The organism is Bdellovibrionales bacterium, assembly GCA_016714165.1.
Lineage (GTDB): Bacteria > Bdellovibrionota > Bdellovibrionia > Bdellovibrionales > UBA1609 > JADJVA01.
In genome coordinates this window covers 1,064,973-1,078,825 of the sequence record JADJNU010000001.1, presented here as the reverse complement: position 1 = coordinate 1,078,825, position 13,853 = coordinate 1,064,973, and the positions used below count along the sequence as shown (strand labels likewise).

The 13,853-nt window shown below is 44.2% G+C and carries 11 protein-coding genes; 6 read left to right on the top strand and 5 right to left on the bottom strand.

Translation table 11 applies throughout. The annotated features are described in order from the left end of the window. Window positions 1-17: 17 nt before the first annotated feature. Window positions 18-389, bottom strand: a complete 372-nt coding sequence (locus IPJ71_04800; GenBank protein MBK7843002.1) for a hypothetical protein — start codon at window positions 387-389, stop codon at window positions 18-20. Further along, on the bottom strand, window positions 374-1,753 hold the full coding sequence (locus tag IPJ71_04795) for a hypothetical protein (protein MBK7843001.1): 1,380 nt from the start codon (window positions 1,751-1,753) through the stop codon (window positions 374-376). Before IPJ71_04795 ends, IPJ71_04800 begins: the two co-directional genes overlap by 16 nt. Window positions 1,754-2,111: 358 nt before the next feature. On the opposite strand from IPJ71_04795, the gene IPJ71_04790 reads away from it, so the two are divergent. Then, the gene (locus IPJ71_04790) at window positions 2,112-3,377 is read left to right on the top strand and encodes a hypothetical protein (GenBank protein MBK7843000.1); all 1,266 of its coding nucleotides are present in this window, start codon (window positions 2,112-2,114) and stop codon (window positions 3,375-3,377) included. 183 nt (window positions 3,378-3,560) lie between these two features. Continuing rightward, complete coding sequence (locus tag IPJ71_04785; GenBank protein ID MBK7842999.1) at window positions 3,561-4,757, top strand: hypothetical protein; 1,197 nt, start codon at window positions 3,561-3,563, stop codon at window positions 4,755-4,757. 9 nt (window positions 4,758-4,766) lie between these two features. Here IPJ71_04785 and IPJ71_04780 read toward each other — a convergent pair whose 3' ends face one another. From IPJ71_04780 to IPJ71_04770, 3 genes are read right to left on the bottom strand one after another with little or no spacing between them, the layout of a single operon-like run. After that, complete coding sequence (locus IPJ71_04780; protein ID MBK7842998.1) at window positions 4,767-5,498, bottom strand: Crp/Fnr family transcriptional regulator; 732 nt, start codon at window positions 5,496-5,498, stop codon at window positions 4,767-4,769. A 29-nt stretch (window positions 5,499-5,527) separates the two neighbouring features. After that, window positions 5,528-6,505 carry a hypothetical protein gene (locus tag IPJ71_04775; protein ID MBK7842997.1) on the bottom strand — a complete coding sequence of 326 codons (978 nt, stop codon included), beginning with the start codon at window positions 6,503-6,505 and terminating at the stop codon, window positions 5,528-5,530. Beyond that, window positions 6,502-7,830, bottom strand: a complete 1,329-nt coding sequence (locus IPJ71_04770; protein ID MBK7842996.1) for a hypothetical protein — start codon at window positions 7,828-7,830, stop codon at window positions 6,502-6,504. Before IPJ71_04770 ends, IPJ71_04775 begins: the two co-directional genes overlap by 4 nt. Here IPJ71_04770 and cysD point away from each other — a divergent pair. From cysD to IPJ71_04750, 4 genes are read left to right on the top strand one after another with little or no spacing between them, the layout of a single operon-like run. Next, window positions 7,819-8,655: a sulfate adenylyltransferase subunit CysD gene (cysD, locus tag IPJ71_04765; GenBank protein ID MBK7842995.1), complete on the top strand. Its 837-nt coding sequence runs from the start codon at window positions 7,819-7,821 to the stop codon at window positions 8,653-8,655. The two genes, IPJ71_04770 and cysD, sit on opposite strands and share 12 nt — an antisense overlap. Further along, complete coding sequence (gene cysC / locus IPJ71_04760) at window positions 8,652-10,478, top strand: adenylyl-sulfate kinase (protein ID MBK7842994.1); 1,827 nt, start codon at window positions 8,652-8,654, stop codon at window positions 10,476-10,478. Before cysD ends, cysC begins: the two co-directional genes overlap by 4 nt. After that, window positions 10,475-12,823, top strand: a complete 2,349-nt coding sequence (locus IPJ71_04755) for a methyltransferase domain-containing protein (GenBank protein MBK7842993.1) — start codon at window positions 10,475-10,477, stop codon at window positions 12,821-12,823. The genes cysC and IPJ71_04755 overlap by 4 nt, the downstream gene beginning before the upstream one ends. Further along, entirely contained in the window at window positions 12,820-13,806 is a 987-nt protein-coding gene (locus tag IPJ71_04750) for a sulfotransferase (protein ID MBK7842992.1), read from the top strand. Before IPJ71_04755 ends, IPJ71_04750 begins: the two co-directional genes overlap by 4 nt. Window positions 13,807-13,853 lie beyond the last annotated feature (47 nt).

Sequence of the window (13,853 nt, the reverse complement as noted above, 5' to 3'; positions counted from 1 at the left end):
TTTAACTCCATCGAAATCTAAATCAAAATTGTCTTTCCTGAATCAATGAAATAAATCAATTCCAATTTGTTTTGACTATCACTTAATTGGCGCAAAACAATTCTGTTGAGCATTAAGTCGATATAGCCTTCGCGAGCTTTCCACGTGTGAATTAAGGTGGAAGACTTCAAGCCATCCTTCACTTCGTATATCTTCAGATTGCTCAGACCAAATGCGAGAATCGGAAATATTGAGGTTCTTTGCATTTGATCCGATGACAACTCAATGCACTGATTGATCTTGTTGCACCTGACGAATTTTGCTCCATTTATAAATTCAGTCGCACCTCTGGCCTCAATCGAAAATACCATGAGGAAAACTGAAAATATCGATATCAATTGGCTTTGCATTTTAAACCAAGCCTTCCTATTTTAGAAAGAAAATCTGTCGTCTTTTGATCAGGAAGAAGTATGCTCCAGGCTTGCTCGTCTACCTCAATACTGTTTCCGCAGGCATTGAAATCGATTGGTAGGAGCGATCTGATGTTCGAAACGGGACTTTCTAAAAATGGTATGAGTTGAGCTTTTGTCGTGACAGTTTCTCCACTTTCGCTTTGTCCTCCCACGTAAAAAAAACCTCCATTAAGAACTTTCCAGGAGCTGGATAATAGTTCACTCAGGGAGATTTCGGTAATGTTTGGCCGATCGATTGATTGAACAGTTTGGCTTCCATCCAGACAAAATATCCCCATGCCAAAGTATTTTCCAGGCCTAACGGCCCGGTTTCGCGTAAATCCACCATCGGGGCAGGACTGCGTTGTATTCGAAGTCAACCATGACAGTGCTGAATAAAGGTCTACTCCCAGTTCTTTGATCAAATGAATTTTTTGGCTTGGCTTTAATTTTCCAAATCCTGGAACGGAGTTGAAATATTTAACGTACTCCTGATCCGATATTTCTTTATCCAGTCGACGCCGATGTTGGTTTATATTAAAATATCCATCGAGTTGGTAGGAGGTGGCCAGGACCGTTTCTAGTAATTTATTAGTAATTAAAATTCGCAGGATCTCCAAGTCGACTCGATCTACTTTGAGTGACTTTTGCTCTAGCAGGGGACATTCCTCCAATTGATAGATATTTTCACCCAAGATCTTTACATCGCATTGACTCCAAAGCGCACTGGTTCCATCAAGCAATCGGCCTTGAAAGGGAGTGTCGTTGATCCCTAGAACAAGAGATGGGATCGTCATGGAAAAGTTCAGATCCATATTATTAGCAATAAATTTCCTGAGCTCCAGAAGCGATCGTTGGTAGTCCTCAGCAATCTTTTGAAAATCCAATTCGTTTTTGACGAGAGGAATATCTTGGGGAATTTCAGTCAAATACCGAAACAGATTGCCCTTTCCAAATCGTTCAATTTCAGATTGAATGACGCTGTAGTCCCTAGTTCCTTTGTATTTATCGCTGATCGGTTTAACCCGAGCAAAGAATCCTTTAAAAGGGGTATAAACAGAGACAAGGCGCTTGTAAAATTGTGCCTTTCGATTTTTTTGATCAAATGACAGTGCCAAATCAAAGATTTTGTCTGCGTACATAAAGGAATAGGAGGTTAGCAATTTCTCTCCCATTTCAGTTAACTTTTCAGACCTTTTTGTTGCGCTGATTTCGCCGCGCAGGAAGGGACGTATATCGACGATTTGTGATGGGGTTCCAAGTGAAACTCCGCCAACTGAAATGCAACAAAACAAAGCGAGGAGTTGATAACGATTAAGCATTTATAAACCTTTGTTAAAGGATTGAAACAGATTCAGCAGAGACCGTGCCAGGACCCTCCAGTTGTTGGTGGGAATCTGGGGGCTCCGAGAGAGGGGATGGACTATTTGGGCCTATTTGAAATTTTATCAGGGTGACCCAATTTGCGGTTCCCAGCCCTATGATACTTTTGGTCGCTTGTCCAACTTATGGTCACGTAAGTTTCGATTTGGCAATTTTGGTTACTTTGGATTGGCAGTTCGTTTTGCAATGACTTATCTGAGAGAGCTGTTTTCGGTTCTGCTTTCACGCCCGGTGGTGTTATTCGAAGCATTCTTTCAGGTTGGGGCATTTTGCTGAATTGAATTCTGGGAGCTGATTATGAAGACAATTCAGGACCTTGTCCGGTTGGTGCGGATGATCTTAGTATTTTGTATGGGTCTCGCTTATTTTTTGGGATCTAATCTTTCATGTGATGCTGTGAAATTCTCAAATCATCCATATCTAGATACATTTAACTATTTTTTTAATGTTGAGGCCGTCGATGTTCTCTTTGTGATGGATGATTCAGTTTCAATGAATAGTCTTCTTTCAAGCATCGTAAATGGTTTCAAATCCTTGTCTGAATCTGATTTTCCAAGCAATACGAAAATGGCCGTAACATATATGTCTCCAGCAAAATATTTCAGTGGACAGCCAGATTATCAAACCCCTTTGAATATTTGGGCTGAAAAAACTCCGGGCTTTATGCAATTGGTTAGTAGAAAGAGTATTGAGACATTCTTGAGCTATGACAATGCTAATTTTCCAGAAGGCTCTTCAGATAGACAGGCTTTTCTTGAAGGGAAAAATAACTTTAAGATAGCTGGCTGTGATGATGAATGGTTTTCTCCAGATCAAAGGAATCATCCATCTGATGGAAAAAATTCGAATTCATGTCTTGAGGCTGCTATTCAGGCCCCCTATTTCGCGACTCAAGTCGAAGCGGGGACGGTCAGTTTGGCGAATCTCGTATCACATTTTTCTTCAAATTTGAAAAGGCCTCTTTTTCGGGAAGGTTCGTCAGTCAATGTCATTTTTGTCTCTGATACCCATGACCCCGGGGTCGGTACCCTCAGCAGTACACCACCCTGTCAGGGGTATTATGGGGGACCCAATGCTCCCGAGACGATGTCTGATTACACTTCTTTGAAAGTGATCATCAGCTCAAGTAATCCCGGGGTTGAGTACTTGAAGTTCAGTGCAATCACTCGAATGCCGCCGGCAAATGATCCTCTTCTGGAGGGAGTCAATACGGTTGGTATGTTGCCGGAGGACTACACTGGGACTCATGTTAATACCGAGCCCGATTGCTTTTTTTCCTACTTGCCGTTTGTGAGGGAATCTGGTGGCCTTGCCATGCACGTCGGAAACACGAATTGGAATGAGCTCGTCAAAAGTTTAGTAAAGGATTTCTCAACACGGAGAGCTGCTGAATTTCGGTTGTCAAAAAGAGCGAAATTCATTGAAATTGTGACGGTTGATGAAAAGGCATTGTCTTCTGATGAATTCTATCTTTCTGAGGATGGAATGAGACTGGTCTTAAAGATTAATTTTGATCCGAAGGTATATCATTCGGTGTCGGCAAGGTATCGATCCGAAGAATGACGGAGAGAGAAAGAGGTTTTCTTTGGCGAGTACCGCAATTTAATCCACTCTCTGATTTTTAATAAGCTCTAGTCTTTTCTTTCGCGTTGCAAGATTTGTTTCGACTTTAGCCCAGACTGAAAAGTGGTAATGCTGGCTTCCGCGCGCCCTGAATGCCTATAATGGGGACACGGATGGAAGAAAATGATTAATCCCTGGCTTGGATTCTCTTGCGTTGCGCTGACATTTGTCATTAGCTTTTGCGTATTTATCTTCAGCTCCATTCCCGTTGGAGACTATTACTTCATTTCAGTTTTTTTTCTGATAGGAATTTACAGTATTAATGCTATCTTAAGAGATAAAACTGCTTATCAGGTGAGAAAATGGCTCAAACAGCCACTTAAGATTCTGGGAAAGTATGTCTTTTGGGGCTTCATTTCCTATGCTCCAATTCTTCTTTATCGGAATCATTCCTTTTATTCACAGAATTTTCTGAGCGTAGTTCCTTTTTTTGAATTCTACTTCAAAGCCTACATTATTGGGGGGCTTCCGTATTTTATTTTATCGGAAAAATACCGCTATTCATTTGGAAATGTATTTTCTGATCCATATTTGAGAGTTCTCAGCTTGCTTCGTCAGTTGCTTCGGGGCAGGTTTCGAAACACGTTGAGGCGATTAATTTTCCACAGATCATACCGAAGTTTTCTTCTTTCAAGCTTTTTACGTCTGCACTTTTTACCGGTCATGCTGGGGCAGCTCATCTATGCTCAGGAAACCTCCCTGAAATCGCTCGCTGAGAATTCTTGGAATTACGCTGAGATCATCTCCTTTCTGACAACTTTGGTTTGGGCCATCGATGCAAACAATGCCTCAATTGGATATTTTTGGGAGTCGAACTTCACTAAGACGCGTTTCAAAATGATGGATTTTCATCCTCTCCATTGGATCATTACACTGAGCTGTTATGTGCCTTTCACTTATTGGGCCTCGACCTTTGTCCCGAGTTTAATGGACTACAATTCAGCAGTATTTCATCTCGTTGATAGCAGATGGTTTGAAGTTACAACTGATCTTATCGGTTTGATTTTCTTGATTGGTTACCTTTGTGCTGGCACCTCGCTGTATTTTTCAACTTCAAACTTAACATATAAGGCAATTCAAACCAGGGGACTCTACAGTATTGTTCGTCACCCGGCGACTCTTTGTAAAATCGGTTTTTTTGGTGTTTCGTGTTTCAAGTTCTCAGAAGCGTACACTTTTATCAATATTTTTGCCTATTTACTTTGGACGGGTATATATCTTTCCCGGACGTATTGCGAAGAAAGATTTTTGATGCAGTTTGAAGAGTATCGAGCTTATCGTAAGCGAGTGAAGTATCGACTTATACCTGGCGTTTATTAGCTCCATTTTTCAGCCCTCCGTTGGAGCTCCGCTGATTTCGGTCAGTGCAGAGAGGTCCTTGAGGTAAAGCGAGCGGCTTTTCTTTTTGATCAAACCTTCATCAGTAAAATCCTTGAGGCATCGAATGATAGTTTCCTTGGCGGCTCCTATCCAGTTGGAGAGGTCAGTTCTGGTCATTTGAAGACTGATTCGCCATCCATGTGGAGTTTCTTCACCAAATTTGTCCTTTAAGATCAAGAGGGCCTCAGCTAGACGCTCTCGAACACTTTTTTGGCAAAAGGATTGAAGATGCTGTTCAGCTCTTGCGATTTCCAATCCCATTCTGCGCAGAATTTCAAGGGAGAATTTTGAATCTATTTCGATAAGCCTAATGATGGTGCTTGTGCTGATGCGACAGGAAACTGATTCGCTGAGAGCTGTTGTTGTTCCTCGAAAAGTGGACGATGAAAAGACACATCTGTAGCCAAGAACTTCTCCCGGCCCTGCTATTCTCACGATACTTTGTGACTTTGAAATGGCAGGAGCAAGACTCACTTTCGCACTCCCGCTTCGCATACAGCGGATGTAATCTGCTGCTTCCCCCTTTTCAAAAAAATGCTCTCCTTTTTTATGGATTTCAGAAGCCTTGAACTGAGAGAGATCGTCTAAGACTTCATTGCTGAGAGATGAAAACAGGCTCTGCTTCCAGACAGGACAGTTTCTGCAATTCTCAGAATTAGATTTAATCTCTCGAGTTTTCAATATTCAATAAGGCTATCCTTCTGGTGTTCCTATCGCAACTGCCGTGAGAGAATTGCCGTTGCGCATGCTATTCCCCCTGCGGCATTTAGGTATTCATTGATTGAAACTTCGGACGCAATTTCAATGTGATGATTCATGTAGAGTTTCTTGAGTTTGACACATCCGGCTGGCATCAGAATCCGTTTGGGGCCCAGTGCGACGACGTTCATGCCCTGGCGAAGAGCGACCTCTTCGTGTTCGGGAACACCGATGATTTGGTAGGAATTTTTCTCAAAAATTTTGATCGCTTTTTTACTCGCGATGGAGGTCCTCATGAGTACTACATTTTTGTCGATGATCTGAGCTAGGCCGAGGAGGTGCTGCACAGAGGAGGGCAAAGGGAGGGCCTGTGTCTCGACTCCAAATTCTAAAAGGATCTTTTTGATTTGGAAAAACCCCTCTTGATTGGTGCGATTTCCGATGCCAATTGCTACCAAACGAGGGTGAATCCAAATCGCGTCGGCTCCCTCAAATGTTCCGATACCGCGAATCATTTGCAAAATTGGAATCCCCGCCTTGGCAACGGCTAATTGGGCCCATTTTTCCTCGCCGGCTCGGATGGAGCTTGCCATTCGACCAAGTATGGCCCCCCAGGGAGTCATGAAAAAATGATCGCGGAGAAACATAAGATTTGGCGGAGGATTCTCAAACTCTGTTGCTTCTAATTCGAGAACTTCGACCCCGTTGCTTTGAAATGTCTTTTTTAAGGAAGAAGTTTCTTTGCGGAAGTGATTCCACTTAAGGGGGCGCAGATGTTGAACTCTTTCAGGGGACCTAATCCTTGGACCTTGTTTTTGAGGCTTATAGAGAAGAACCTTCTTGAGTGAGCCATATTCTGAATTCACTCCGTGGGGAGACCAATGGCAATTTTTTGATGATTCAGTTTCGTGGGATGCCAGACGGCGACTCCAACTTCCTCCTTGATATGCCGAAAAATCCTTCAATTGAAAAGTCTTTGATCGAGTCATGCCCAGTTTTCCAAAGTTTTGAAGTCATATTGGAGTTTTTGGGCGAGATCCAAAAGATCTCCGTTCGCAAATTCTTGGAGAAGTGGGGTGAGAATCGACGAACGCGCTTTCCACTTTCCAGCGGCGGGCCTATTGACGGTCGTCACTGGATCGTTACTGGACCACGAAATATCATTTCTCCGGGAAACGCCCGCAAAGGAGAGGACTTCGTCAATAATCTTTGGCTGCAGTTCTCTACTGAGGAGATCTTCGTAACGGATGCGGAGGGATGGTTCTTTGAGCCGGCTTGCAAGGTTTTCGATGGTTTGACTGGCAGAGTACCACTGAAATGCGCAGACCTCGGAGAGATCCGAGCCGATATGGGATTGCCAACCTGGAGGCATGTCAAATTTCCAGAAACGTTGGCCACCTCTGACGCGCGCGCTGTAGCTGCGGATTTTTAAGGTGCAATTCGGATGGAGGTCCTGTGAGTGAAATCCGCTGGAGAGCCAGCCGTCCATGAGGGCGTTGATTGTTCCAGCAGGATTCCTCTGAAGGATAATCCATTTGAACTGAGCCTTGGGAAATAGGCTACGAAGCAGAGGAAGGCGATAAATATTGGAACTTGTCTTTAGTAAAATTGGGAGTCTAGAGAGCAGTTCTTTCGTCACTGGGATTCTAGGTTCAGCTGCAATGTAAGGAGGATCCTCCAGCATTGGGAGCTCGTCTGGGTGGGGACCTGAGGTTGAGTAGAGATTCCTTTGAACAGGTAGACCTTCCTTTTCAAGTTGTTCAATCCAATCAAGATAAAACTGATTCCACTGGGTATAGCCGGGAGGAAGGAGTTCAAATTTGTGGTTGAGGACTTCTCTGAGCTTCAAACGGCAATTGAGCGAATTGATCTGTGGCCATTGCATTTCGAAACGATCCAAACAGCGTTCATAATAATCCAACTTGGAGAAGCCCGAGTCCGTCTTAATTCCAATCTCTCTGAGTAGGCTGGCTCCAATCGCTTCAAGTGTTTCTTCGGGAGGAGGAGAAGAGATCACATCAGAATACCCGATGTCCTGAAAGACTCCCAGACCTGCACGCCGGTAATGGGGAGTTTCCTCTCCCTGAGGTGCGAGAAAGTTGCCGCAGGACGTGAGCGCCCTAAAAAGAAAACTGGAGCCCGTTCTCGATGGAGCCAATATAACAACAACATAGCGAACATCATTTCGCTTTGGAATGGACAGATTCAGCATAGGTCCAAATCTTACCAGAAGAGGGATCGGATCGGAAAGGTGATAAATGTCAACTTGCATGCCTTCTTCTGCTTCGCTAAGATTTTTGGAATGACGTCTCAAACGATCACTCAAGGGTTCAATGACCAAAAAAGACTTTCTCAATTGGAAAATGATTCGATTTATATCTTGCGTGAGGCCTATCGGACTTTGAAGAAGCCTGCCATGCTGTGGTCCATGGGCAAAGACTCCACCGTCATGCTCTGGCTCACTCGAAAAGCATTTTTTGGAAAAATTCCCTTTCCAGTTTGTCACATCGACACTTCTTTCAAAATTCCCGAAATGATTGAATTTCGAAACCAGATGGCCGCAGACTGGGGTTTTGATTTGAGAATCAGCTCAAATAAGGAAGCTTTGTCTGAAGGGATGAATCCAGGAAAAGGAAAGCTTGAGTGTTGCACAGCTCTCAAGACAAATGCTCTGAAAGGTTTTTTGAGAGAAACTGGTTACAGATCCATTTTTGCTGCAATTCGCCGCGACGAAGAGGGCTCGCGTGGAAAGGAGCGGATTTTCTCGCCTCGAGGTGAGGGATCTGTTTGGAACTACAAGGAACAACCTCCCGAATTATGGAACGCATACCAGACCGAAGTCGAGGCGGAGGTCGAGATGCGCGTTCACCCAATACTCCAGTGGTCAGAATTGGACGTTTGGCTGTATATTCGAGAGGAAGGCATTCCTGTCTTAGATTTATATTATGCAAAGAAGGGCAAGCGCTATCGGAGTGTTGGATGCGCCCCCTGCACAAGTCAGGTCGTATCAGAGGCGACGAGCCTTGATGAAATCATCGAAGAGATTCGTACGACCAAGGTTGGAGAGAGAGTCGGTCGCGCTCAAGATCAGGCCGATCGGTATGCCATGCAAAAATTGCGGGCTGGGGGGTACATGTGAGTACTCGGATTGCACTTGTTGGTCATGTAGATCATGGCAAGAGTACGCTGATTGGGCGAATCTTATCCGATACGGCTCAAGCGCGAGAGGAACGCCAAGAGAAAGTCATGAGCTTTTGCCAAAGCAGAGGGAAAAAATTTGAGTATGCATTTTTGATTGATGCACTTGAGGAAGAGCAATCTCAGGGCATCACAATTGATACAACAGAGGTCAATTGGATTTATCAAAATAGAGACTTTGTTTTCATCGACACTCCAGGACATCGGGAATTTTTGAAGAAAATGGTGGGTGGGGCCTCAAGCGTCGATGCTGCAATTCTGATTGTGGATGCTGTTGAGGGACCAAAAGACAGCTTCCAGAGGCAACTGATGATTTTGGAATTGCTCGGTGTGAAGCAGCTTATTGTCACTGTCAATAAGATGGACATGGTTTCTTGGAACGAAAATATTTGGACCAAACTCGAAAAGGATATTCGTTCTCAAATCAACCAATCTTTTTTGTCCGTATCGATCCTTCCGATCGCAGCCTGGCATGGTGCCAATCTGGTTAGTCGCTCTGTCGAAATGCCATGGTACTTGGGTCCAACGTTATCCGAAGTTTTAATGGCGACTCATTCTTTGTGCGCAAACGAGAAAGGGCCAACTCGCTTTTATATTCAGGACGTTTACCAATTAGACGAAAAACAAGTTTACGTAGGTCGTCTGGAGTCTGGCACTCTTTGTGTTGGAGACGATTTGCAGTTTCTTCCTGGTCATTCTCGAGGCCGGGTAAAAACAATAGAGGCCTATGAAGAAAATCGTTTGGACGCCAGATCCGGAGACGCTGTCGGATTTACACTTGAGGAAGCTCTGCCCTTGGTAAGAGGTACCTTAGCTTATGCAGAAAATGATCCACCAAAGAGTTTAATGAAAATTACCGCAGATATTTTCTGGTTGGATAGTGTTCCGCTCCAGGTAGGTGATCGATTAAATATCAGATCCGGTCCTCAAAGTTCCTTTGCGACGATTAGCCGAATAGATCGTGAAATTGACGGAGACACTTTTTCTGAACGTAAGGCGGTCCAGTCACTTGGATTATTTGGGAGGGTTCAATTCAATTTTGAAACTCCATGGAATTTTGACTTTTTTGAACAATGTGAACCAACTGGACGATTTGTGACGGCTCGCGAAGGCAAGGTACTGGGAGGCGGGCGATGGGTTCAAAACCGCCCGGCATTCTTTGAACGGTCGGATGCGGCTGTGATGGGTCAGTCACGTGTTGAACAGCACAAAGGGAGGGTTCTGTGGTTCACCGGATTGTCAGGTTCGGGAAAAACAACTATAGCGAAGGCTTTGGAAAAGAGGCTTCTTCAATGTGGAGTGCGGTCGATCGTTCTTGATGGTGATCGCATTCGAGAGGGGCTCTGCAGGGATCTCGGCTTTTCCCTTGAGGATCGAAGTGAAAATCTGAGAAGGGTGGCTGAAGTGGCTCGCTTAATGGCGGAAGTGGGTCTTGTTGTCATTTCCGCTTTTATCTCTCCACTCGCAGATCAGAGAAGAGTAGCCAAAGACATCATTGGAGATGATCTTTACAGTGAGATCTTTATCGATTGTCCTCTTGAGATTTGTGAATCACGAGATCCGAAGGGACTCTACGCCAAGGCACGGAATGGTCAGTTGGAAGAATTTACGGGAATCAGCTCAGTTTTTGAGAAGCCCGGTTGTCCTGATGTCAAATTATCGACCAATCATTCGACGATAGAAACGGCTGTTGATGAGTTGCTTCTGCATGTATTTGATCGTGTCGGAATAAAGCAAATCCTATCTAAAAGGGGGAACCTATGAAAATCCATGGTCCAGTAAAAACTGATACCGATGAAACTCTCAATAGGTTAAGAAAATTGCCCCTGCCGCACGAAGCAAGGAGGGAGAGTTCCTTGCGATTCGGATTGATTGTGCCACCTTCTCCTTTTGTTATGCCCTATGGATGGGAGTGGGCTCACTATGCTCCCTTTGAGGGACCTTCGATGGTGGCAGCACTCATTAAGGGTCTGGGCTATGGTTTTACTCTTTTGGATCAGCGAGAGATCTATGACCCTGAGGACCTTCGCGCCAAGGTAGGTGATTTTGACATTGTCGGAATTTCTACTTTTGGGGACAGCTTTAATTATTTAAAGAGAGCCTGCGAGGTGATCAAGGAGGCAAGACCCGACATCAAAATTATTTTGGGAGGACCGCTGATCTCTTCCCACCCGCTTTTTATCATGCAACACCTGGTAGCCGATTATGCGGTTGTTGGCGAGGGAGAGCTGACTCTCACTGAATTTATGGACTGTTACACCAGAAATCGATTTGCAAAACCCATTGAAAAAATCAATGGCTTGGTTTGGCGAGATCCAAGCGGAAACCTTGTTAAGAACGCAGCCAGAGATCAAATACGTGACCAAGATGCTCTCCCTTATCAGGATTTTTCTGTTTGGGATCGTTTTAAAGATGGAATTATTCCTGAGATTTTTTTGAGCTATTCTCGTGGGTGCATTGCAAACTGTACATTTTGTTATCGAGCCTTTCCAAAGCTTAACGTTAAAAGTGTGGAGCGAGTTCGACAGGAAATTGAGTACTACAAAGACTTGTATAAATTTCGATTTGCCTGGTGGAGTGATCTTACTTACATCACTGACATTGAATACACAGAAAAATTAGTGGATGGAGCCTGGAAGTATCATGATTTTCGTTCTGTTATTTTTAGTCGAGTGACGGGGATTGATGTTCCCATTCTCAAGAAATTAAAGGACCATGGTTTGGATCTAGTTCTTTATGGGATGGAGTCTGTTTCCAAAGCGACTCTTGCCGACTATCACAAGGGCATCTCCAAAAATGCAATCGTAGATTGTATTCATATCAACCGTGAGGCGGGGGTCAAGGTTGGAGGTCTGTTCATTATAGGTGCTCCGACAGATACCAAAGAGACGATGAACGAAATGATTGATTTTTGCGGCGAGTTCAAGGAAGTGACCCGCGTGAAATACCTCTCAGCAATACCTGGAACACAAAACTATTTTAGATTTGTTAAGGATGGAATAATTAAGGATGAATTGGCTCACCTAGACTGGTTGTCTCGTGAAAGATCCATTGAAGAAGATATAGAACAGCCAGGATTTATTAAATTTACCCCTTATCTAACTCATGATGAACTAAGAGATGTCTACCGCAAGGTCAATGGAGTGATCGAAAAGCGCCCCTATGATTATAGAAATCCTCTCAATATTTATTTGCCAAAGCCCGACGCCAAATTTTTTAAGCGTCCCGTTTACCTTGAAAACTCAATGCTCGGTTCGGGAGTAAAAATTTATGACGGAGACGTGCGTATGAGAGATCTGAAAGCCGTCGAACTTCATTCGATTGAAGAGACAAAGCGACTCTATGAAACGAGTCTGCTGCAGAATGGAACGGCAAAGGAGCATTTTCGCGAGCGCTCTCAGCGCTATTCGGCTTCCTCCAGTTGGGTCAGCGATCAAAAGTTATTGGATGAAATCTTTGATGCAAGTGGTGTGAAAGGAGATGAGGTCCTTCTGGATATTGCGACAGGAACAGGCCTTGTGGCCAAACAGTTCAAGGGAAAAGTGAAGGAGGTCATTGGGCTCGATGTTTCTGAGGAAATGACAAGCCAAGCGACTTCTCATGTCAATCGTTTGGTGATTTCATCGGTTGAAAAGATTCCATTTCCAGAGGCCTCGATCGATGTGGCTGTCTGTCGACAAGGTCTCCAGTTTGTCGATATGGACCAGGCGATCTCCGAAGTTTATCGAGTTTTGAAGCCGGGGGGGAGGGTCGTGTTTTGTCATTTATGTGCCTACGGTCTTGAGGATCGAGCAGATGCTTTTCGTATTCAGGCCCTCAGAAATGTGGCCCGCGTGAATTTCTTTGTTCCTGGAGACCTTGAATCTGTTCTTGAAACCCATGGCTTAGTTGTCAAGAACACCCATCAATACCTGTCTCGGGAATCAGTCAACCAGTGGATTGATCATGGAGCGAGTACTCAGGAGCAACGGGATGAGATCAAAAAGACCTACCGTGATTCAACGACTCAGTTTAAGAAGCTTCATGATCTGCAATTTGTTGGTGACGATATTTTAGATACGATGATGTTTCTGACTGTGGTTGCTGAAAAACCAAGTTTGTCGGTATGATCCAGAACCCAGTTTTTATCATCGGAACTGAGAGGTCGGGGTCGAATCTTCTAAGGCTTATCCTCAACGCTCATCCTCATATAGCAATCCCCCATCCTCCGCATTTGATGAGGGACGTTTCTCCAATCCTGCATTTGTATGGCGATCTCTCTGATAGCAACAGATTCAAAATATTGATCGGCGACGTGGTCGAAATAGTCAGTCATCACTTTGCACCTTGGCCAATAGAAATAGATAGGGAATCTGTTTTTCGAGAAGCACCAAGTCGTTCACTCTATGGCATTTATGCAGCCCTCTATGAGCAATATCGCGTACATAGTGGAAAGCGAAGGTGGGGTTGTAAGAGCACCTTTATGTACCAGCATATTGCCGAGATTTTAGCTCATCATTCCGAACCGCGTTTTCTCCATTTGGTTCGCGATCCACGTGACGTAGCTGCCTCAGCTGGCCGTTCAGTGTTTTCGAAATTTCATCCTTACAAGGAAGCCAAATTGTGGGCCACAGAACAGGGGTGTATTGAAACTTGGTCACACTTGCGTTCTCAAGGAACTCTTTTGCGAATTCATTACGAGAATTTGACAAAAAATCCGAAGACTGAATTGATCAGGATAATGAATTTTTTGGGAGAAGATTGGACAGAGGAGCAGCTTCTTTACTTCAATGGAAGCGAAGCCACCTCTCTTTCAGAACTCATGGTTTCATGGAGGAATGTCGCAAGTCCCATTCAGTCGCCGAGAGTAGGGCGTTACAAAAGTGAGTTGCAAATGGATGCGGTTTCTGGTGTGGAAGCAGTAGCCGGGGAGTTGATGCTGAAATACGGTTACGAGCTGACATCTCAGCCCGGCAGATCGACTTTCAACTTTTTCCAACTGGTTTTGATTGAGATGAATGAACGGTACAGGAAAATCAAAGCGGAGATCATTTCTATGACTGAAGATCGAAATTTTTATCTCCGCTGGCGCAAACTTCTGTTCATTGAATAGCTAAAATTGAAACGGGGATTTGGACATTCGAGATAAAAGAACATAGA